Below are 21,371 nucleotides of genomic sequence, written 5' to 3'. Positions count from 1 at the left end.
ATTAGAGTTTGGGTGGAAGGAAAATAGTCCTCATTGTATGAAAAAAATCATTCCTAATCTTTAAAATCCACCTAGAAGCCAAGGAATACCTACGGCTGCAAGCAGGATGCCGATGAGAATCAACCATGCGGCAGGTCTGGCAAAATTGAAAGTCCAGCCGATTCCGAACCTTTTTTCAATGACCAGTGTAGGATCGTTTTTATTAAAATAAAATTGACCAAGCTTCCAATACGTATCATCCTTCCGGTTCATAACCTCACCTTCCGTGCCTATCCCTGTCTTTACCCTGCTTCCCCCCTGTCCGGTATTGACGGAGAGAGCGATTGCGCCAAAGGTAACCGCAGCTGAAAAGATGAGTGGAACGGTTACTAACACCTGTGAAGATATTTCAACTAAGAAAGATATCTGAATGAATCCGAACAACAGCGTCAGACCTATCCCAGTAACAAGAAGAAACGCTGACCACCTTCTTCTGAACACCATATTTTTATAAACCGATGTTTCCGGATGATTATCGCTCACCTGCTGTTTCGCTTTTGAGATCATGATATTTATAAATAAAAACAGAAAAGTCATATACAATTGCATGATAGGCATAAGCAGAACTGTCCGGTATGACTTTTCAGCGTAGCGAGTCACTTCTCCTTCAAAGTTGTACTGCATAGGCATCTGCTCGGGAAATTTCTCATAAACGTACAAGGAGCAAATGATGGTCAAAAACGAAATCGTAAAAGGAACGATGTACCATAGATTCGAATAAGTCAGTTTTCCGTTTCTGAAATTCGTATCAATAATCACACGGGCCGTGGATTGTTCCTCCCACCTTTCTTCTCTTTTCATCTGCTTCATTTTTCTATGAAAGATGAGATAGACCCAAAACCAGAGCAGAAAAAACAATAGAACAATGCCACTGAACAAGATGCTGAAAACCTCTTCGCTTTCTCGAGAGATTAAGATTAGGGCTATAAATAAAGCTGTGATCCCTAAACTTAATATACTCATCCATTTTGTGTAGGTAAGCCTCATTTTCTTCACATCTGATCGATCATAAATTTGTTCCGGAACTGAAATTCCAAAACTCTCCGTTTTTCTTGTCCAGGATGGCATCATGATTGCGGACAAGAATACAGGACATAGAACTACCAAAAACATCAAAACCATGAATGTAGAACCCATTTTTTATTCTCCGCCCTCTCTATTCGCAAATTCACGGAACAATTCTCTTGATAGATTCACAAATTCTTCTTCACTCATACTCCTGCACACGCTGTCCGCTATCAGAGGATGCAGCTGCTTTTTTAAAAGGTTTTTGTATTCTTCATCTGCCGGAGCGACTCCTTCTGGATGAATGAACACTCCTTTTTGCCGCTGTATCAATATGAAACCTTCCTGCTCCAACTGCCGATAAGCTTTATTGACTGTATGCAGGTTTATACCCAAGTCTGCGCCCAAGGCTCTCACGGAAGGAAGTGATTCGCCAGGAGTCAAATCCCCACGGGCTATGCCGGCAACGATTTGATTTTTTAATTGAGCATATAAAGGGTCCTTTGATTCCAGGTCAATTTCTATAAACATAACCCACCCACTTCCACTTTTCTGTTATATATATAATATAACAGCTATAACTATATGACACGTTTTTTCTTTAGACCGGAAGAATTCATTAAAACTGATCATAAAAAACCCCACCTGGAAGACCAGGTGGGGTTTAAAATCATTTACGCTTCTGCCTGTTTTGATTTGTTTGAATTCATGAAGAACGAAGTAATCAGCATCAACAATAGAAACAGAATGACGATACTGAATCCTCCGGCTTGACCAAAGATTTCTGATGCCAGCCCTACAATGTAACCTGCAATACCTCCGCCGATTCCTGCGGCAATATAAATAAGGCCGAGAGCCGATCCACTATTTTTGGAAATTTGAGTTCCGAATGCTGTTGCCGTAGGGAATAAGGTTGAGAAGAACAGCCCCGCCCCTGAAAATAAGTAAGGAAATTCATTAGCGAACAGAAAGCTGATTCCGACCATTAAAAAAGATCCTGCTGAAAAAGCAATCAATATGATTCTTTCGTTGATCCAATTGGTCAGATAAGCAATCCCTAACCGTCCTGCCATGAAAAAGATGGAGAAGACAGAGAGGATTGTCGCTACCATATCCTCTTTTTCAGCTGTTGAAAGCCCGCCTAAATCCAACGATTTCAAGTAGGTTGGGAAAAAGTTTGTAAAGGAAACCTCTGCTGATACTTCAAAAACCAAGAATGCCATCAAGAACACGAATTGAGCATCTTTCAACATCGGAATGAAAGATTTCAGGTCAATTTTCTCCGCTTTACCTGATGGAAAAGCAACAGCAGTAATATAAATGATCACTACGATTAAACTAGCTGCGATTCCTATATAAAAATATCGCCAGGAGGCAAATTGGAACATATAGTTAAGGAACTGTGGAAAGAGGACCATTCCTAAGCCATAAACACCCATTGCCAGGTTGAACATTTGATTCTGCCTTTCTGGATATGCGGCAGGTACGATCGCATTGGATGCTACGCCTAACGAACCAAGACCGAACCCTACAATCATGTAAAATCCTAAGAAGAACGTGATATTCGGAGCTATCCCTGTTCCGAAAAATCCTATTCCCATAATAAGTGCGCCTATGATGGTCATGATCCGTAACCCTTTTTTATCGGTATAATATCCAATAACTACGCTTGCGAGAGTAAACCCTAACTGAAATATGAGTACGACAAGACCGAACTGACTCATATCAAGTCCTAAATCTTTTTCTACTTGATCGAGCACAATTCCTTTTGTATTCGTAACTCCGCCAGAGATGAATTGTGTAAACATGAGTATGACGAGAGCATGAATGCTTTTTCCTTTTGACATGATGATACCTCCTGGATGATAGTTAAAATCTATTGCATTTTCAGGAGATACCCTGCAGTCTTTTGAGTAAAACGAAGATTTATTATGTAAACGTTTTTTTATATCAAAAAAAATATTCATTGGAACATTTTTACTTTTATCTACATGTGAACTTTGATTCCTGTGATACAATATCAAATAGATAGCGGTTTCTTAGGAGGTCGGCTGCCCCCTTCATAAATGAGAAAGGGGGTGATGCCTATAATGAGCGTGTATGAGGTTTTTTCGATTCTTTTTTCATTCGGAACATTCCTGATCGCTCTACTTGCATTGGTTCTGAAAATGACCAATAAAAAATAGACCTCCTGTCTGCCAACGGGAGAGGTCTATTCTGTAGTGAGTAGCTGATCCCAGGAAGGACCGCTATCGAATGGCCGCAGTGAGTGCTGCGGCCTTTTTTAAGTTTATGAAACGTTTTCCAAATCTATTTATATTGTATCACAATTTTTGAAATAAAACAGAATTATCCGATTACAGGCGGTTGTTTATGAATCAGATCATCAATGAACCACTGATGTTTTTCGAATATATTTTTTGGAAGGTCATTCAGAGGGAAGAACTGCGCATCCAAGGTTTCCTCATCCTTATAAAGAAGATTCCCCGAGAAGTCGCGGCATGTAAATAGGATTTGCACAAGTGCGACTTGATCTCCATTAGGGAACGTCTTATGTAATCGGGGCCCTGAATAGATACCGAACAGGCTCATATTTCCCAATTCAATCCCTGTTTCTTCTTTTGTTTCTCTTCTAGCAGCTTCTTCTACTTTCTCATCCATTTCCATGAATCCACCGGGCAGTCCCCACGTGTTCGTATCCGAGCGAAGTTGAAGAAGTAAACGGTCTTTCTCTTCTAAGACGAATGCTCCACAAACCGTCATGATGACTTTTTCTTTACCCACCATTGACCGCAGATAATGAATATAATCCACTTTCATAACCTCCTTTTTCCTCTCTCTATCATGTAATTTCCAGCAGATTAAAAACCCACTCATCATTTAGAATCCTTGAGGAATGTTTACTGTATTTCTTTATAACGATGCCACCATGGTCGTGCTTCCTCAAGCTGAGCGGCTAATTTCAACAATGTAGATTCGTCCCCGAATTTTCCCATGAAGTGAGATCCAATCGGCAGGTTTTCTTTGTTCCAATACAGAGGTACACTCATTGCTGGCTGTCCTGTCACATTGGCGACTGGAGATAAATGAGCGTATTGCTCAGATACTGCCAAAATCTCATCGATTGTCTTTTCTTCACCGTTGTAACAGCCCAGTGGCAAGGAAGGCTTGGAAGTAACCGGGGTTAACAACACATCGTATTTTTCGAAAAATCGGTGTACTTTCACACTTTCTTCTCCTAAGAAAACTCTGGCTTTTTCATATTCCATCGCTGTATAAGCAGTCCCTTTTTGTACAAGTGTATACAGCATTTTTTCCAAGTTTTCAGAAGAAGGTTCTTTTCCATTCATCCGTGAAGCTTCTTTGACAGCTAACGCTCCACCTACCACCCATACGGTTACGAACGCCTCCATAAATCGATGTAGATCAAAATCAGGATAGGCGATTTCAACATGGTGTCCCAGCGATTCACAAAGCTCTGCCGTTGACTGAACGGCTTTTTGAACATCTTCATCTATCTCCATCAATTCTCCGAAGTCAGCCAAATAAGCAATTTTCAAAGGTTGCAGAGAATAGTGGTCAATGCCTGTATATGGCGTATCGCTTACAGGTGTGGCAAATAAATCCCCCACCTGTGGTCCTTGAAGTACGTCCAATAATACTGCACTGTCCCTCACAGACCTTGTTACTGCATGGCTCACAGCTAAACTGTTCAACTTGATGGAAAAAGGCGTCCGCCCCCGTGTCGGCTTCAATCCAAAAAGCCCGCAGCATGATGCTGGAATACGAATTGATCCTCCACCATCACTGGCGTGAGCAAAGGGAGCCATCCCTGCCGCTACAGCTGCAGCGGCACCTCCGCTGGAACCTCCCGGGGAGTAGTCTTTGTTCCATGGATTCTTGGTATAACCGAGGTACATGGATTCCGTTGCAGGGGTAAACCCAAACTCAGGAGTATTCGTCTTTCCTAAAATCGTCAAACCGGCACGTTTATAACGCTGCACGATGACATCATCAAAACCTGCTTTAAAACCTTCCATCACTTTAGAACCGAGACTCATCGGCTGATCTTTCATTGAATTCAGGTCCTTAACCAGAAAAGGCAGCCCTTTTAATGGACCCGTTCTTTCGTTCAAGTGATTCACTTCTTCGTATGTCTTATGTACAACCGCATTGAGTTCGGGGTTTTTCCTATCAATGACGGCTTGATAATGCTTCATCACTTCTTCTTCTTTTAATTCATTGCGATATAACATTTGTCTGACAGCTGTACCATCGTACTGGTGTAGTTCCTTGATTTCCATAATGCTGCCTCCCTTTTCACTACTTTATAAGTACTATAACAAATCAAGTTTTAAGCTGTAATAAAAATACAATTCTATATAATATAAAAGTGTTTATTTCCAGCTCCAACGGGAAAGTTAAAGCAAAGGTTTAAGGAGCTGATCTCAGTGCCCATTAAATTCACCCGATCTACAGCAAAAATAGTGTTCTCTTCCCTGCTGGCCATCGTTGCATTCATATTACTCCATTCCAACCTCCACCATCATTTCATTGACATTATACGATTATTTACCGCTTTCATCTTAGCTCCCCTATGGGTGTTATACGCCAACCAATCTCAACTCTGGTTCCATAAACGTTACCGATGGGCGGTCGGAAAAAACGCCCCTTTGACAATCCACACTCTTTCTTTCCTGTTTGGAGGTTTAATCAGCTATGATTTAGCACTTATGATTTCAAGAGACTTTGCCTATTTCATCCACTTCCCTTTACTTTTAATTTCATCATTCATCTATTGGATTCCTCTGCTGATCAAATGTCGTTTTTACAAAAACAGGCCTTATTTCCACCGCTTTATATACATTCTGATTACATGCATACTATTTTTTCTATATCATGAAGGTACCTCTTATTATTATCAGGTAAAACCCACCTTCGGTTTTATGACCATGGGTCTTACTGTTCTGCTCATTTCGTTGTATGTACTGATTAAACATTGGTCTCATGACGAATCTCACATTGATACAAGAACGGTCAAAGGGATGGTCGAACCCCTTTCAAAACAAAAGAGCTCCTATTAAGAGCCCCTGACCCAAAGTCTAAAAAACCTCTCAACTATAAGTTGAGAGGTTTTATCGTGGTGTCATGAACAATTGGGTCCAGTAAGTTCCATATGATCCTGAATCTTCAATATATCCGACACCAATATGAGTGAAGTTTTTATTTAATATATTCTCGCGATGACCTTCGCTGTTCATCCAGCCTTCCACGACTTCTTCAGGCGTACGTTGACCTGCTGCTATATTTTCACCTGCTGCGCGATATTCAAAATCATATTGATTCATCATTTCAAAAGGAGAGCCATAGTTAGGTGAGGTGTGGCTGAAGTAACCGTGCTCAGCCATATCTCTGGATTTCAACCTCGCTAATCCACTCAATCTCTCATGAGCTTCCAGTGGAGCCAATCCTTCTTGAGAACGCTCTTCGTTCACCAAAGACACAACCTCTTGCTCATAATCAGATAGTGAATCTTCTTCAATTGACATTTCCTTATCATTTTTACCCACTTTATCATTGGAGCCGGTCGATTTTGAGTCAGCAGGAACTTCCACGCCTCCCTTTTCCAGTTCTATTAAAGGGATTTCTCCTGTATTAAAATACTGCTTCAACCTCTCCAAAAGTGGACTCGTGTGATCGATATCGTTTTTGTCCATCCATGTTTGTATTTGCTGAGTGAATTGCTGGAACTGATCTGCGGGACTTTTCATCCACTTTTTGGCATCTGTTCCATTCCATAAATAAATTGCCGCGCCTATGGTTATGATGAGAATGATGAATTTCTTAATCATAGCAGCCACTCCTTACTCTAAGGTGTCTATCATCCATCTTTCCACACGAACCATCTCTTTAAGCATGCTCAGGAAAAGATTTAAGCGTCCTGGAGCTGCCCCTTATACATTTTCTTCTCTAATAAATTCAAGTCTAATTCACGAGCATATTTTTTCAAGCGTTTCTCCTCAACAGGATTCACTAAAGAAACAACCGTTCCTTCAGTAGCTCCCAACCTTCCAGTACGCCCTGCCCGGTGGATGTAAGCACTGATGCTCTTCGGCATATCCAAGTTGACAATATAGTTAATATCTTTCATATCTATTCCTCTTGCAGCTACATCGGTTGCCATCAACAATGGAAATTCTCCTTTTCGGAACTCTCGAATTGCCTTCGCCCGCTGCTGCTTATCTGCATCACTATGCAAAAGACCGATATCTAAATTTTGATACGCCAACTTTTCAGCAAATACATTCAATTTCGTAATATCTCCCATGAATGCCAGCCCTTTGAATCCTTCCATCCGCGCCAGTTTTCTTAACGTTTCTAATTTATCTCTATCTTCGCTGACAATATACGTATGGTCTACATCCGGCTTTTCGACTTCTTTCTCGATCCGGATCACTTCTGCCTCTTCATCCATGAAATCATGAGCAAGGTCTAAAACCTCTTCCGGCAAAGTCGCAGAGAACATAAGCTTTTGACACTCTTTCAACGTACTGCTTAAAATTCCGCGGACAACATCCAAATGTTCAGGGATGAGAAGCTGATCGGCTTCATCCATAACGACTGTCCGTAACTCATGGGCTTTGACTTTTTTCTTTTTCATCAGTTCATAAACGCGACCAGGAGTTCCGACGATGACTTGAGGTTTTTTCTTCAACTTTTCCATTTGGCGTTTGATATTCGCTCCGCCAATCAAAGCTGTACTCTTAATACCGCTTCCCTGAGTCCAGTCCAGGATTTCCTGATGCAGCTGCATGACTAACTCATGAGAGGATGCCAGAATCAGCACCTGTGTCCGCTTCGAATCAGGATCTACTTCTTTAAGCAGCGGAAGTAAATAAGCCAGCGTCTTCCCACTGCCCGTCGGTGCTTCAGCAAGTACATCCGCTCCTCGCGTGATGTGAGGGATCGCTTCATCTTGTACTGTGGTCAATGACGTGAATTCTGCATTCTTCCAAGCCTCACTTAGAAAAGAAGGTAAGTCTTCCAGCCATTGTTGTGTATCTTCATTCATTCGTTTCATTCCCTTTCCTTATACCCTTATATAAGCTTTTTTGCCTGTTACTGCGGATATTTATAATATAGGATCTGTTAAAATCTGTTGTTGATATTCTCTGTTTTATAAAATTTGTTTGACAGAAATAAATTCAGTGCAGGGTCGTCGGGGAAGGGTCCGCTTTCCTGCGGGGGAACCGGCAAGCTTCCTCGGGCTAAAGCCCTGTGGGATCTCGCCTGTCTCCTTCTCCCGCGGGAGTCTCCCCCTTCCCCGACGCCCCTTTCAATGATTGTCTCTTGAAATTTCCTTTTTCGTTAAAAGAGTGAAGGTCAAAAAATACGACATCCTATTTAAGAGTTTCTAATTTGTAAATTAAACTTTTTAAATGGAAGTAAAGTATGGTTATAGTATCTATTCACTCACAAAAGGAGCAAAACGAATAAATCAACACTAAACTTTAACAGAGCCATAATATAAAAAACAGGTTCTCTCCCATTTAGATGGGTGTGAGAACCTTTCAATAGTATCCATAGCTTACCCTTATTATATCATTCTGATGGAACGGTTTCGATATGCTTTTTCAGGTGATCCAGATGATTCTCATCTTCTTTTTTAATAATCATTTGAATCAACGGTTTCGTCAGTGTATTTCTCAACCCTTTTGTGATCAATTCCCCTTCAAAGTCCACACGTGTCCCTTCAGTTGTCTCTGTAAAAGAATAATGGTAGCGGAGATCGATCCCGTTCTGCTCACTTCTTGCCGTATAGCTTTTATTATGTTTGTAATCGGTTATTTCAATAACCGCCGAGGCTTTCCGCCCTCTTATTTCTCTTGTCTCTTTAAACTGAAAACCTTCTCGGACCGGTCCTTCAGTCAAAATTTCTACATCAATGACGTTATCCATGACTTCAGGACCATTTTTAAAGTTTGTCGCCTCATCAAACACATCTTCTATAGGCTTTCTGATGATTACGGTCTTATTTATAAAAGACATCGGACCCCTCCTCTATTCTTGTTTCAATCTTTTACACATATTCGTTTTCTTTCCTGCAATTCCTGCCGGGACCATAGCATATCTTTATTTATTTCCACACATGCTACTAAGAGTCTTGAATGAAAGAGAGGTACAACCAATGGAATGGACTCCTGTGATCCCTTTCGTTATCGTCATTCTAGCAGCAATTTGGACGAAGCAAGTAATTCCCAGCTTACTATTTGCAGTCATCGTTTCCGGATATTTAGTCGATTCTCACTGGCTTAGAGGGATGCTGGAAGCTTTATCGTTCATTGTCCAGGGGCTTTCTGATGAAAACAATTTAAAGATCATCATTTTTTTATATGCCTTCTCTGCATTGATTGGAGTAGTAAAAATGTCCGGTGGAATCAAAGGGTTCGTACAAGAAGCCACCGAAAGAATCGAAAAGAAGCGCGGTGCATTTATTTTAACGTGGCTCTCATCCATCGGGACATTTGCTGCGCCTAGTTTTCGAATCGTAACGATAGCACCTGTGATGAAGTCTCTTCGAAAAACCATCCCGATGAGTAAGCAGGAGCTTGGTTTCGTGATCGAAACTACTGCCAGTCCTCTCGTTGTAATCATCCCTGTCGCTACCGCTTTTGTAGGGTATATGACCTCAGTCATTGAGCTTTCCTTACAACAATCGGGGGCACAAGGAGATGCCTATTCACTTTATATACAGAGCATCCCCTTCAATTTCTTTGCATTCTCCATGTTGGTGCTGGGTTTTTATTTAAGTTTCTTCCACCATAGTAAAAAGCCGGCGACAGATGCGGAAACTGGAGATGTCCAACAGAAAGACGATCAATGGGAGGACTGTCATCCTGCAGTAACGAAAGAGCTTCCTTCAAAACCTTGGAATTTGATTGTTCCCTTGGCAGGCGTCATTTTACTGACTTTCTTCTTTATGTATCAATTAGGTAGAGAAGAGGGTGAAACTGGCTTTCGTGCCTTCATTAATGCCAGTGTTTTAGATGCAATGGTGTTCGGAGTCGTCCTTACTCTGATCGCATTCGTCGTTTATTTGAAGTTCAGAGATGAGCCTCTCCGGAAAATGATGAACCACTTGATTGATGGTGGTAATGAAATGATGGGCGTAATCTTACTGCTGGCTACCGTTTGGGGACTGAGTAAAGGTTCGGAGGCTCTGAATTTTTCAGAAACCGTTTCTTCTTATTTTCAATGGATACCTCCTGATTTTGTCGCTGTCATCCTATTTATTGCAGGATGCGGACTCTCTTACTTTATCGGTTCGTCTTGGGGGACGTGGGGAATACTCATGCCTGTCGGCGTTTCATTAGCAGTAACAGCTGGGAGCCCGCTGCCAATTGTTATTGGGGCGGTGTTTGCCAGCGGTACCTTCGGTGCATTTGCATCCCCCCTTAGTGATGACACGAACACTACAGCAGGAATTCTCGGTTTGAATGCAATACGTTATGCAAAATTCAAGTTGAAACCGGCTTTAATAGCTGCCGGAGCAGCCTCCTTACTGTATTTCTGTTTTTCTTTTTTACAATAATTCATTTAATGTGTGATCCGGTTCATGCATGGTATTAATCTTTCGCGCGCGGGCTTGTATCAGCTCTTTCCGTTAAAGAGTTCGATGGAAGTCAGCCCGGAGAAGGAAAGAGAAAACAGATAGATTCCTGCAGAAAAAAAGACTTGGGCGGGACCTCAGAGCTTATATAAACGGAGACCAAATAAAAAAAGGGTGGTTTATTCAACCACCCTTGATACTTATTCGACCGGAAGATGTAATGTGAATTTCGTTTCTGACCCAGTATACGGGTGATAAACCTCAAACCCGAAACCTTCGACTAATTCATAGCCTTCTTCTTTGATCCATTTGAATAGATAAGGATAAGGGTTGAAGTCGTGCATAGAAGGATCATACTCCAGAACAGCATATGTGTGAGCAGGTATCGTTTTTGTGATCATGTCTTGAGGAACTTTTTCATAGCGATCGACTTCGACAGCAGCAATCCAATAAAACGCCTCTGTATCTTCGTTCCAATTCGGAGGGTCGACAAACATTCCGATTGAACACGGGGAATTGATTCGATTTCTCACTTTATGAAGTTTGGATGTATGAAAATGTTCCATCAGCCTCGGGATTTTTACTTCCCGTTCATCCATCATCGTCTGGCAATAGCTCCCGACCACTTTGAAGCTGGATTTCTTTACGACTTTCGGTTCGACTGCCGTCGAGACTTGCTCACTCATTATTGGGCCACTCCTTTTTTATTTGATCACTCTCCATTTACTACTTCAACACGAATCGATATTTCCCTTGTAAAAATTCCCCATTCGATGATATTCGTAGCTTTTCGATAAAAATTTCGCCTTTAAAAGAGTAAAATGATTCACTAAAAATATAGCTATTCCCATCATTATATTTCTTCCCTTTACCCTGCATGCATTTTTATTACACTTCATACATTAAGAAAAATTCAAATGGGGGAAGCGACCTTATTAACCGGTTATCTTCGGTGATATACGTTAAGTTAAGGTGACTTATAGGGTATCTTTAGATGCTAACAAAGCATGAAGGATCGCTTTTTGTGCATGAAGACGGTTCTCTGCCTGCTGAAACACTGCAGACTGAGGCCCATCAATAACACCAGTCGTGACCTCTTCCTCTCGATGAGCAGGTAAACAATGCAGGAAATGTGCATCAGGTTCAGCTTTACTCATCAAACGTTCGTTGACCTGGAACCCTTCAAACGCCTGCAATCGTTTTTCCGCCTCTTCTTCCTGCCCCATGCTTGTCCATACGTCTGTATAAATGATATCCGCATTTTGCACAGCTTCTTCAGGATCATGAGTGATCTGAACAGCCCCCGCCGCATCTTTGGAAAGCTGCATCGATTTCTCTACCAGCTCAGGATCAGGCTCATACCCTTTTGGTGTTGCAACTTTGACGTTGACACCCATCATAGAAGCTAAAATCATGAAGGAGTGAGCTACATTGTTTCCATCACCGATAAACGCTGCGTTCATACCTTTAAGACTTCCTTTTAATTCCACGATCGTAAATAGATCCGCCAATGCCTGACAAGGGTGATATAGATCACAAAGTCCATTGATGACGGGTACAGTGGCGTGTTCAGATAACTCTTTTAATTTTTCATGAGAGGTCGTCCGATACATAATGCCATCCACGTAGCCCGAGAGCACTTTTGCCGTGTCATGGATCGATTCCCCCCGTCCGAGTTGAATGTCATTGGAATTCAAATAAAGAGCATGCCCGCCCATCTGTGTCATTCCGACCTCAAAAGATACTCGTGTTCTTGTAGAGGATTTCTCAAAAAGAAGAGCCAATACTTTTCCACTAAGCGCTTTGGAGTATGGATTCTCTTTCAAGTACTGGGTCATACTTAACAGCTTCGAAACGTCCGATTGAGAGAAATCCGTCCAACTCAAAAGGTGTCTGCCTTGTATAGATAGGGACGTATCCATGGTTGTTTTCATCAAATTCATGGGGTAAGCACTCCTTTTGTTTTTCCTCCGGGAAGAGGGATTGGTTCGATATTTTCACTATTCAAAGACTCTAACAAAGCTTGAAAAGTTGTTGATTCACTAAATACGGAAAGTCCATTTTTTAATGCTTGTATTCTTCTTGCTTTGGCTTCTTTTGTATCTTGATCATTGAAGTAAACAGCTGCCTTGTCCGACTTCACCCATGTATCAAAAGAATCAGAACTATTGGGGATTCCTGACTCAACTCCATCGATGAAATAAGCTTCGAAATTCTCATAAGGACTCGGTAAATGGGAAAATACTTTGCCAAGAGCTTCTTCACGAGTACTGCCGATACACATGCCCTCGCCCGTAGACTTCATATTCGCCCCCAGCTTATGGTCAAGCTCCGGTAAAGCATGATATGAAAACAATGGGTACTTCACCGCTACATGCGACAGGGTTGGTGGAGTGAGATGACTTAATATACTTTGTTCTTCATGTGTCATGACTTGAACAGCCAAATCAATCAAGGAAGTACCGGAAACTTTACTGATCACTGGCACTGTACGACTTGATCGCGGATTCACTTCCAAAACATAGAGTTGTTCCTCAGTCCATAAAAACTGAATGTTCATAGGTCCGACATAACGGAAGAATTCAACAATTTTCTTAGCGTATTGATGAACCAGTCCAGTCACTTCTTCAGAGACTTCAGAAGGAAAAACTGCCATACTATCTCCTGAATGAACCCCTGCCGGTTCTATATGTTCCATGATCCCAGGGATAAAGACATGGGCTCCATCTGCCACCAAGTCGACTTCTATTTCCTTCCCTGTGACAAATTGATCGATGATGATTGGATAGTGACGGTTTTCGGTTTGGTTCAGCGCCTCATTAAGAGAACTTTCACTTTCGACCTTCACCATCCCCTGTCCACCTATCACGTAGGAGGGTCTGCATAGGAGCGGGAATGACAGGTCATCGGAAATTTTCCACGCTTCGTTTTTTGAATAACAGGTCCCTCCCTTAATTCTAGGGACTTGCATAGAATCAAGGGCTGCATAAAAACGGTCACGATCTTCAAGATCACTGATCGTATCCATACTTACACCAGCAAGAGGAAGATTCGTATCTTTCAGTTCATTCCCTACATTAAGAGCGGTTTGACCACCGAAGGACGTAAATATCAAATCCACATCTTCATGTTCGGCAATGGCTTGGACAGATTCTTTATGAATCGGTTCGAAATAGAGTCGGTCAGCTGTTTCATAATCTGTGCTCACTGTTTCAGGATTATTGTTGACCATTATGGTCGTCCACCCTGATTTCCGTAAACTTTGAATGGCCTGGACAGCACTGTAATCAAACTCGACACCCTGCCCGATCCTTATTGGACCTGCCCCTATAATCAATGCTTTCTTATCCGCTTCCAAAGGTTTTATTTCATTTTCACCTGCGAAGGTACTGTAGACATAATTAGTAGATGCCTCAAATTCTGCAGCACATGTGTCTACCATTTTGTAGTTTCTTTGTAGTTTATAGGTGTTCCTCAACTGTTTCACTTTTTCTTCAGTTGACTCCATCAACTCGGCAATCGATGCATCAGTAAACCCATATCTTTTCGCTTTTCTAAGTAAGGGTTCAGAGAGATTTTCTAAGGTTGAACGTTTTATTTCTTTTTGTACATCGACTATATTTAGCATGGCATCCAAGAAAAACGGATCCACTTTTGTATGGAGGTGAATTTCTTGTACGGACACTCCTTGACGAAGCAAGTCGAGAATTGCGAAATATCGAAGGTCGGTAGCTTTGACTAAATGGGCCCAAGGCTCTTCAATAGAAGGGACACTAATATCCAAAGACTGGACCGCCTTTTGAAAAGCAGCCTCTAATGTCCGGTCGATCGCCATCGCTTCGCCGGTAGCCCTCATCGTTGTACCTAGATTCCGGTCCGCCTCTGTAAACTTATCGAATGGCCAGCGTGGAAATTTCACCACTACATAATCCAGAGCCGGTTCAAAGCTTGCATATGTGTGACCGGTCAATGGATTGAGAAGCTCATCCAGCGTACAACCTACAGCAAGTTTTGCAGATAATTTCGCTATGGGGTAGCCAGTAGCCTTTGAAGCCAAGGCGGATGAACGACTGACACGTGGGTTGACTTCAATGACATAATATTGGTCGCTACTTGGATCCAAAGCCAATTGAACATTGCACCCACCTACGACATCCAGTGCAGAAACGACGTTGAATGACGCTGACCTCAACATCTGATATTCTTGATCGGTCAAGGTTTGAGAAGGAGCGACAACGATGGAATCACCTGTATGAACGCCTACAGGGTCGAAATTCTCCATGTTACAAACGGATATACAAGTCCCCTTATGGTCTCTCATAATTTCATACTCAATTTCTTTGAAACCGGCAATGCTTTTTTCAAGGATCACTTGACCAATCGGACTTGCTTTCAATCCATTTTGTATTTTTTCTTTCAATTCACCTTCGTCGTGGACAAATCCTCCCCCACGACCACCTAAAGTATACGCAGGTCTGCTGATAACCGGGTACCCCACACGGTTCACAAAATTCAGCCCTTCAGATAAGGAGGTGATCACTTCACTCTGAGGAACCGGCTCCCCGAGATCCCTCATCAATTCACGGAATAGTTCACGATCCTCCCCTTTTTGAATGGAAGATACACTAGTCCCCAACAATTGAACACCGTACTTATCCAAAACGCCTTTTTCTTCTAATTGTACGGCTAAATTCAACGCTGTCTGTCCACCTAAACCTGCTAATAGTGAAGAAGGTTTCTCTTTTTGTATAACAGCTGTAATACTCTCCACAGTAAGGGGTTCACAATAAACGATATCTGCTACCGTGTAGTCGGTCATGATGGATGCCGGGTTATCATTGACGAGAACCACTTCATACCCCATCTCCCGGAGGGCAAGACACCCTTGTGTGCCGGAGTAATCGAATTCAGCAGCTTGACCGATGATGATAGGCCCTGAACCTATTACAAGTACTTTTTCACCCATAAACTGTCTCTCCTTTCTTCATGACCAACTCTTCAAAAAAGGTATCGAAAAGCCACTCTGCGTCTTCGGGGCCAGGATGCGCTTCTGGATGAAACTGAGCAGACATGATCGGTTTGTCTGCATGGACCAGCCCTTCCACTGATCCGTCATTCACATTCGTAAACCTCACCTTTAATGGTGTGGAAGACAAGCTTCTTTCATCGACAACATAGCTGTGGTTTTGAGATGAGAGAAAGACTTTCCCTGTCCATTCATCTTTGACGGGATGGTTGGCTCCACGGTGACCAAATGGAAGTTTCATAGTATCTGCACCATAAGCAAGGGCAATGATCTGATGTCCCATACAAATCCCGAACGAAGGATATTGTTCCAGTACTTTCTTAATTCCAGGCAATTCTCCCATTAAGTCTTTAGGATCTCCGGGGCCATTGGATAATACCACTGCGTTTAATTGAAGGTTCCATATATGGTCGATGTTCGTAAATGGAATGATAGTGACTCGGACATTCCTGCTTATTAAGGATGATAATATCGACTTTTTCCATCCGAAATCGATTAATCCGATATGAATCATGCCATCTCCATGACTCTCAATCTCACTTTGAATGGCCTGATAAGCCTGACCTCTTCCAGTAGGGACAAAGGATGGGGCCGTATGATTGGATAAACACGCTTGACGGGTCCCTCCTGTTCTTATGGTTTTCGCAATCTCCCTCGTATCTATTTCCGTTAAGTAAGGGATGTTATGGTCATTCAAGTAGTCTTTAAGGGAGGTGGTAGCTTTATAATGAGAGGTTGAATCTGAACAGCTGGCCATTACGACTCCCTTCACTTGAATCTCCCCACTCTCTGCATCATCTTCATTTATGCCGTAATTACCAATCAAAGGATAGGTGAAGACGACAATTTGACCTTTGTATGAAGGGTCGGTGAGAACTTCCTGGTACCCTGTCATACCTGTAAAAAATACAATTTCCCCTTGTATATCGGACTCCCACTGATTCGAAGCTGCCCCTTCAAAAGTGAGGCCATCCGTAAAACATAAGTAACCCTTCATTATTTACCACCTCGAAAATGCATAATTATTATACTTGTTGGATTTTTATACATTTGGTTTTTATATAAAAGCGAGTTTCCCTCCGTAAGAGATCCTCGCTTTTTTCATTTAACCAAACTGTTTCAATTCTTTATACTCACTTTGAAGCACATCACCCAAAATGCGGGCCGCCTGCTTTAATTCTTCTTCTTTCACATTTAAAGGAGGGAGCAGACGAATGACTGAAGGGCCGGCTACTACAGCAAGAAACCCCTTTTCTCTCAAGCGGTGGACGATATCCAAAGCTTTGTCGTCTACTTCTATACCAATCATCATTCCAATTCCTCGAACACTTTTGACTCCACTCACATCAGATGTGCACTCCTTAAGGAGCTCTTTGAAGAAATGACCCTTCTCCTGTACTTCCGTAAGAAATGAAGGTTTAAAGATGGTGTTTAGGGTCGCTTTTACGGCAGTTGCTGCTAAAGGATTCCCTCCAAATGTCGATCCATGAGAACCAGCGGAAAAACTTGTTGATAGCTCTTCCTTCCCGAGCATCGCCCCCACAGGAAAACCGCTGCCAAGCCCCTTCGCTACAGTGATAATATCTGGATCGAGGCCATACCTTTGATAAGCAAATGGAGTGCCGGTCCGCCCGATGCCGGTTTGAACCTCATCTATGATCAGTAATGCACCTATGGCTTTGCATTTGTTTTGAACAGACGTTAGAAATTCCTGAGTTGCAGGGACAACCCCGCCTTCCCCCTGAATCACTTCCACCATGATTGCTGCAACTTCTTCTCCCTCTAAATCGGTGATTGCATCCACATCATTAAAGGGTAAATATTCAAATGTCGGCAGCAATGAACCAAAACCTTGATGGATTTTTTCCTGTCCCGTCGCACTCATCGTTGCAAACGTTCGACCGTGAAACGATTTTTCAAATGTGACAATCTTTTCTTTCCCCGTATGTTTACGTGCTAATTTGATTGCAGCTTCGTTAGCTTCAGCGCCACTGTTACAAAAGAAAACACGATCCAAATCCGTATGCTCCGTAAGAAGATCCGCCGCTTCTTCCTGGACAGGGATGTGATATAGATTTGATACATGCCAAAGTCGACTCAATTGTTCCTCAATTGCTTGATGGACTTCTGGAGGCCTGTGGCCTAAATTACAAACAGCGATGCCCGATACGAAATCCAAGTACGTCTTCCCTTGATCATCCGTCACCGTCGTCCCTTCCCCGGAAACAAGGGTTAATGGAAAACGGTTATAGGTTGGAAATAAACTCATTCTACCCCTTCTTTCGACTTGTGTTGAATTGTCGTTCCGTTCATTATTTGATTTGAAATTAATGCATGTTCTCCACTAACAATCATGACTTCTTTCAATTGATCAGACAAAGCTTCCATCGCTGATTGAACTTTTGGAATCATCCCCCCATAAATCCAACCTTCATCAATGGATGTGTTGATTTCTTCAGGAGTGATCCGCTCAATTACCTCTTCTCCACGTAAAATCCCTGGAACATCAGTGACATAAATCAACTTCTCAGCGTTGACAGCTTTTGCTACCGCAGCTGCTGACAAATCAGCGTTTATATTGACGGTTTGTCCTGTTATTGTTTTTCCAAGCGGGGCCAGAACTGGGAGGTACCCGGCTTGTAATAATCGATAAAGGATATCTGCATTGACCTCTTCTACTTCACCGACAAACCCTAAATTCTCCTGATCTATGAAGCGAGCCGTCAATATGGAAGCATCCGATCCTTTCATACCCAGCGCATTGATCTTTTCAGCTGCTAAGCGTGAAGTGATTTCTCCATTGACCTTTCCACATAACGCCATTTCTACAATTTCCAAGGTTTCTTCATTCGTTTTTCGTAAGCCTTGATGAAACTCTCCCGACACACCGAGTTTATCCATCATTCGCGTAATAGCAGGTCCTCCACCATGAACGATGATCACGTGATAATGGAGCATCAATTCTGAAAAACTCTCGTAAAATTTTTCGCTTAAACGGGAGATCATGCTTCCACCCAGTTTCACAACCACCACCGGCTTCGTTTTATGTTCTGTAGCTTGCGTTGATTTTGACGTAATCATAGGTCAGGTCGCACCCCCAAGCAGTTCCGTGTCCATCCGCTTCATAGAGTTGAATATCAATGGTCACTTCATCATTGCTCATATCTTCACTTGCCTGCTCTTCTGAAAATTGACAAGGCGTCCCATTACTGAAGACCAGTTGATCTTCAATATAAATATCACACGCCTCAGGATTCACTTGAGCATCACTGTGACCAATGGCTCCAACGATCCGCCCCCAATTTGCGTCCAGCCCATAGATGGCTGTTTTCACCAAGCTTGATCCAACCACTTTCTTTGCGATGATCTGCGCTTCCTGATTCGTCTTTGCGCCCGCTACATTAACTTCAATAAGCTTAGTCGCTCCTTCTCCATCTTTAGCGATTTGCTTAGCCAGATCTTCACAAACCTTCTGTAAAGCCGCCTGGAATCCTTCCCAATCCGGGTGGTTTTGATCAAGGGGTTGATGCTGCACCATCCCATTTGCCAGCGCCAGCACCATGTCATTGGTAGACGTCTCTCCATCTACTGTAATTTGATTGAATGTCTGATCGATCGAACTGCTTAAAGCTCTTTGAAGAACGTCTTGTTCAACAGAGGCATCCGTTGTAATAAAACCGAGCATAGTGGCCATATTCGGATGAATCATCCCAGATCCTTTAGCCGCTCCCCCGATTGTGACGGTTTCTCCATCTATCTGTACTTGATAACAAGCGGATTTTTCACAAGTATCCGTCGTCAAAATAGCTTTTTGAAAATCCACGGCTCCTTGTTTACTGACCTCTACACTGGTACAGCCTTTTGTAATTTCGTCCATTTTAAGCTGTTCACCGATGACCCCGGTAGATGCAACAGCCACATACTCTTCCGGAAGAGAAAAGCGGTCGGCTACCATCTTTCGCATTTGATACGCATTTTCCAACCCCTGCTTACCTGTACAGGCGTTCGCGATCGCACTATTAATGGCCACGGCTTGCAGTTTCCCTTTATCATTAATACTTTCCTGAGTAACTTTTAAAGGGGGCGCTTGAAAGTGGCTTTGCGTGTAAACGGCAGCTGCAGCTGCCGGTGTTTCGCTGACCAGCATTCCAAAGTCTTTCTTTTTATATCGTAGTCCGCAGTGCATGCCGCCTGCTTGATAGCCTTTAGGAGACAAAATCGTTCCGTTTTCCACTTTTTCGACGGAATATGTTTTCGCCGTATGTACCAAATCATCTCTTCCTTTCTTTATTAAGGGTATACAGGTAACCGTAGTAAACCAGCTTCCTCATCGAAGTGAAATACTAGATTCATATTTTGTACAGCCTGACTGGCCGCACCTTTCATCAAATTATCAATCACCGATACGATCGTCACCCGGTTTGTCCTCGGATCCAAAGTCAGCCCGATATCACAGTAATTCGATCCATACACCTCTTTCGTGCATGGGAAATTGCCTTCTTGCCGTACTCTGACGAATGGTCGGCTATCATAATAACTGGAAAATCTTTCATGTAATTCTCTTTCCGATAGAGGCTCTTTCATTTTTAAATAAATCGTAGACATGATCCCCCGTACCATAGGGGCTAAATGAGTAGAGAATGTAATGGGTTCGATTGCTTCATCCCATCCATGAAGTGCCTGTTCAATTTCAGGGATATGCTGATGTTGATTTACTTTATAGATTTGAAAATTTTCCTGTGTATGAGCAAAGTGTGTCGTTGGATTAGGATTCTTCCCTGCTCCAGATACGCCTGATTTAGCATCTACAACAATCGAGTGAGGCTCTACAAGGCGATCTTTGATTAATGGAGCCAGTCCTAGTAACGTCGCAGTCGGGTAACAGCCCGGATTAGCAATGACCTTTGCATTTACAATCTCTTCTTCATTCCATTCAGGAAGTCCATAAACCGCCTGTTTCAAAATGTGGTCAGAAGCTGACTCCTTCTTGTACCATTCCTCGTATGACTCAGGGTCTTTCAACCGTAAATCTCCGGACAAATCTATGATGACTGCAGATCCACCCAGAAGATCAGGAGTCAGATTTCGGGAAACTCCTGCCGGCGTGGCTAAAAATACGACATCCAGCTCATATTTCATCACTTCCGGCTGGAGTTCTTCCAAAACAATCGTTTCTTGACTGTTCAAGTGTTTATAAATATTTGTAAAATCTTCTCCTGCCTGTGAAGAAGAATATAAATGAATGGCTTCTATTTCAGGGTGCTCACGGAGTAAGCGAAATAACTCAATACCCCCATACCCGGTAGCTCCTACAATTCCTGCTTTCACTACAAAACCACCTTCATGTATAAATATAATATCTACTGTATATTTAAAGTATTATTCCTTCTTTCCATTGAAATGTCAACCTGTTTTTTGAATACTTTATTCAATTTTAATATTTAATTTTTTGGCTCTGTTAAAGTTGATTGTTGATATTTAGTCTTCAAAATAAGGACATAATAGCTAAAGAGTTTATATCGATATGTGCGGATGGGCTGCGGGGAATCACTCGCTTTCCGCGGGAGCGCGGTGAGCCTCCTGATATGAACGAAACTGTCAAATTCCTCTACTTCCCGTAGGTATTGGGTTGATTTTAGCCGATTTTAAGAAGAGGAGCGTTTTTCGGCCTCCTTACCAGTCTTGATATAG

19 protein-coding genes are annotated in these 21,371 nt (G+C 42.4%); 3 read left to right on the top strand and 16 right to left on the bottom strand.

The window, feature by feature from the left end; translation table 11 throughout:
- Positions 1 to 60: 60 nt before the first annotated feature.
- The 3 genes from LCL89_RS14760 to LCL89_RS14750 form a co-directional block, all read right to left on the bottom strand.
- On the bottom strand, positions 61 to 1,176 hold the full coding sequence (locus LCL89_RS14760; protein ID WP_224810732.1) for a DUF1648 domain-containing protein: 1,116 nt from the start codon (positions 1,174 to 1,176) through the stop codon (positions 61 to 63).
- Between the two features lie 3 nt (positions 1,177 to 1,179).
- Entirely contained in the window at positions 1,180 to 1,575 is a 396-nt protein-coding gene (locus tag LCL89_RS14755; RefSeq protein ID WP_224810731.1) for a GntR family transcriptional regulator, read from the bottom strand.
- Between the two features lie 143 nt (positions 1,576 to 1,718).
- Positions 1,719 to 2,891 carry an MFS transporter gene (locus tag LCL89_RS14750; protein ID WP_224810730.1) on the bottom strand — a complete coding sequence of 391 codons (1,173 nt, stop codon included), beginning with the start codon at positions 2,889 to 2,891 and terminating at the stop codon, positions 1,719 to 1,721.
- Between the two features lie 219 nt (positions 2,892 to 3,110).
- Here LCL89_RS14750 and LCL89_RS14745 point away from each other — a divergent pair, with 219 nt between their 5' ends.
- Complete coding sequence (locus tag LCL89_RS14745; protein WP_318245632.1) at positions 3,111 to 3,230, top strand: putative holin-like toxin; 120 nt, start codon at positions 3,111 to 3,113, stop codon at positions 3,228 to 3,230.
- 163 nt (positions 3,231 to 3,393) lie between these two features.
- Here LCL89_RS14745 and LCL89_RS14740 read toward each other — a convergent pair whose 3' ends face one another.
- On the bottom strand, positions 3,394 to 3,864 hold the full coding sequence (locus tag LCL89_RS14740; RefSeq protein ID WP_263620737.1) for an NUDIX hydrolase: 471 nt from the start codon (positions 3,862 to 3,864) through the stop codon (positions 3,394 to 3,396).
- Between the two features lie 80 nt (positions 3,865 to 3,944).
- A complete protein-coding gene (locus LCL89_RS14735) occupies positions 3,945 to 5,348 on the bottom strand; it encodes an amidase (RefSeq protein ID WP_224810728.1) in 1,404 nt (467 codons plus the stop codon).
- Between the two features lie 147 nt (positions 5,349 to 5,495).
- Here LCL89_RS14735 and LCL89_RS14730 point away from each other — a divergent pair, with 147 nt between their 5' ends.
- The gene (locus LCL89_RS14730; RefSeq protein WP_224810727.1) at positions 5,496 to 6,128 is read left to right on the top strand and encodes a hypothetical protein; all 633 of its coding nucleotides are present in this window, start codon (positions 5,496 to 5,498) and stop codon (positions 6,126 to 6,128) included.
- Between the two features lie 51 nt (positions 6,129 to 6,179).
- On the opposite strand, the gene LCL89_RS14725 is transcribed toward LCL89_RS14730, so the two are convergent.
- From LCL89_RS14725 to LCL89_RS14715, 3 genes are all read right to left on the bottom strand, one after another.
- A complete protein-coding gene (locus LCL89_RS14725; protein ID WP_224810726.1) occupies positions 6,180 to 6,896 on the bottom strand; it encodes a CAP domain-containing protein in 717 nt (238 codons plus the stop codon).
- Positions 6,897 to 6,976: 80 nt separating this feature from the next.
- Entirely contained in the window at positions 6,977 to 8,116 is a 1,140-nt protein-coding gene (locus LCL89_RS14720; RefSeq protein WP_224810725.1) for a DEAD/DEAH box helicase, read from the bottom strand.
- Positions 8,117 to 8,646: 530 nt separating this feature from the next.
- On the bottom strand, positions 8,647 to 9,093 hold the full coding sequence (locus LCL89_RS14715) for an SRPBCC family protein (RefSeq protein ID WP_224810724.1): 447 nt from the start codon (positions 9,091 to 9,093) through the stop codon (positions 8,647 to 8,649).
- 139 nt (positions 9,094 to 9,232) lie between these two features.
- On the opposite strand from LCL89_RS14715, the gene LCL89_RS14710 reads away from it, so the two are divergent.
- Positions 9,233 to 10,636 carry a Na+/H+ antiporter NhaC family protein gene (locus LCL89_RS14710; RefSeq protein WP_224810723.1) on the top strand — a complete coding sequence of 468 codons (1,404 nt, stop codon included), beginning with the start codon at positions 9,233 to 9,235 and terminating at the stop codon, positions 10,634 to 10,636.
- Positions 10,637 to 10,854: 218 nt separating this feature from the next.
- On the opposite strand, the gene LCL89_RS14705 is transcribed toward LCL89_RS14710, so the two are convergent.
- From LCL89_RS14705 to argC, 8 genes are all read right to left on the bottom strand, one after another.
- Positions 10,855 to 11,340, bottom strand: coding sequence for a GyrI-like domain-containing protein (locus tag LCL89_RS14705; protein WP_224810722.1), 486 nt, complete (start codon positions 11,338 to 11,340; stop codon positions 10,855 to 10,857).
- A gap of 291 nt (positions 11,341 to 11,631) precedes the next feature.
- Positions 11,632 to 12,597, bottom strand: a complete 966-nt coding sequence (gene argF, locus LCL89_RS14700) for an ornithine carbamoyltransferase (protein ID WP_224810721.1) — start codon at positions 12,595 to 12,597, stop codon at positions 11,632 to 11,634.
- Positions 12,594 to 15,620, bottom strand: coding sequence for a carbamoyl-phosphate synthase (glutamine-hydrolyzing) large subunit (gene carB, locus LCL89_RS14695; RefSeq protein WP_224810720.1), 3,027 nt, complete (start codon positions 15,618 to 15,620; stop codon positions 12,594 to 12,596). Before carB ends, argF begins: the two co-directional genes overlap by 4 nt.
- A complete protein-coding gene (locus LCL89_RS14690; RefSeq protein WP_224810719.1) occupies positions 15,613 to 16,677 on the bottom strand; it encodes a carbamoyl phosphate synthase small subunit in 1,065 nt (354 codons plus the stop codon). The genes carB and LCL89_RS14690 overlap by 8 nt, the downstream gene beginning before the upstream one ends.
- A 108-nt stretch (positions 16,678 to 16,785) precedes the next feature.
- Complete coding sequence (locus LCL89_RS14685) at positions 16,786 to 17,949, bottom strand: acetylornithine transaminase (protein ID WP_224810718.1); 1,164 nt, start codon at positions 17,947 to 17,949, stop codon at positions 16,786 to 16,788.
- Positions 17,946 to 18,761, bottom strand: a complete 816-nt coding sequence (argB, locus tag LCL89_RS14680) for an acetylglutamate kinase (RefSeq protein ID WP_224810717.1) — start codon at positions 18,759 to 18,761, stop codon at positions 17,946 to 17,948. The genes LCL89_RS14685 and argB overlap by 4 nt, the downstream gene beginning before the upstream one ends.
- Positions 18,724 to 19,950: a bifunctional ornithine acetyltransferase/N-acetylglutamate synthase gene (gene argJ, locus LCL89_RS14675; protein ID WP_224810716.1), complete on the bottom strand. Its 1,227-nt coding sequence runs from the start codon at positions 19,948 to 19,950 to the stop codon at positions 18,724 to 18,726. Before argJ ends, argB begins: the two co-directional genes overlap by 38 nt.
- 20 nt (positions 19,951 to 19,970) lie before the next feature.
- A complete protein-coding gene (gene argC, locus LCL89_RS14670) occupies positions 19,971 to 21,008 on the bottom strand; it encodes an N-acetyl-gamma-glutamyl-phosphate reductase (RefSeq protein ID WP_224810715.1) in 1,038 nt (345 codons plus the stop codon).
- Positions 21,009 to 21,371: the final 363 nt, after the last annotated feature.

This window comes from Halobacillus yeomjeoni, from assembly GCF_020171525.1.
Lineage (GTDB): Bacteria > Bacillota > Bacilli > Bacillales > Halobacillaceae > Halobacillus > Halobacillus yeomjeoni.
This window is presented reverse-complemented; position numbering and strand designations above follow the sequence as displayed.

Bases quoted from the DNA above. Each gene is read 5' to 3' on its own strand.
- LCL89_RS14760 (WP_224810732.1), bottom strand. From the start codon at position 1,176: ATGGGTTCTACATTCATGGTTTTGATGTTTTTGGTAGTTCTATGTCCT.
- LCL89_RS14755 (WP_224810731.1), bottom strand. From the start codon at position 1,575: ATGTTTATAGAAATTGACCTGGAATCAAAGGACCCTTTATATGCTCAA.
- LCL89_RS14750 (WP_224810730.1), bottom strand. From the start codon at position 2,891: ATGTCAAAAGGAAAAAGCATTCATGCTCTCGTCATACTCATGTTTACA.
- LCL89_RS14745 (WP_318245632.1), top strand. From the start codon at position 3,111: ATGAGAAAGGGGGTGATGCCTATAATGAGCGTGTATGAGGTTTTTTCG.
- LCL89_RS14740 (WP_263620737.1), bottom strand. From the start codon at position 3,864: ATGAAAGTGGATTATATTCATTATCTGCGGTCAATGGTGGGTAAAGAA.
- LCL89_RS14735 (WP_224810728.1), bottom strand. From the start codon at position 5,348: ATGGAAATCAAGGAACTACACCAGTACGATGGTACAGCTGTCAGACAA.
- LCL89_RS14725 (WP_224810726.1), bottom strand. From the start codon at position 6,896: ATGATTAAGAAATTCATCATTCTCATCATAACCATAGGCGCGGCAATT.
- LCL89_RS14720 (WP_224810725.1), bottom strand. From the start codon at position 8,116: ATGAATGAAGATACACAACAATGGCTGGAAGACTTACCTTCTTTTCTA.
- LCL89_RS14715 (WP_224810724.1), bottom strand. From the start codon at position 9,093: ATGTCTTTTATAAATAAGACCGTAATCATCAGAAAGCCTATAGAAGAT.
- LCL89_RS14710 (WP_224810723.1), top strand. From the start codon at position 9,233: ATGGAATGGACTCCTGTGATCCCTTTCGTTATCGTCATTCTAGCAGCA.
- LCL89_RS14705 (WP_224810722.1), bottom strand. From the start codon at position 11,340: ATGAGTGAGCAAGTCTCGACGGCAGTCGAACCGAAAGTCGTAAAGAAA.
- argF (WP_224810721.1), bottom strand. From the start codon at position 12,597: ATGAATTTGATGAAAACAACCATGGATACGTCCCTATCTATACAAGGC.
- carB (WP_224810720.1), bottom strand. From the start codon at position 15,620: ATGGGTGAAAAAGTACTTGTAATAGGTTCAGGGCCTATCATCATCGGT.
- LCL89_RS14690 (WP_224810719.1), bottom strand. From the start codon at position 16,677: ATGAAGGGTTACTTATGTTTTACGGATGGCCTCACTTTTGAAGGGGCA.
- LCL89_RS14685 (WP_224810718.1), bottom strand. From the start codon at position 17,949: ATGAGTTTATTTCCAACCTATAACCGTTTTCCATTAACCCTTGTTTCC.
- argB (WP_224810717.1), bottom strand. From the start codon at position 18,761: ATGATTACGTCAAAATCAACGCAAGCTACAGAACATAAAACGAAGCCG.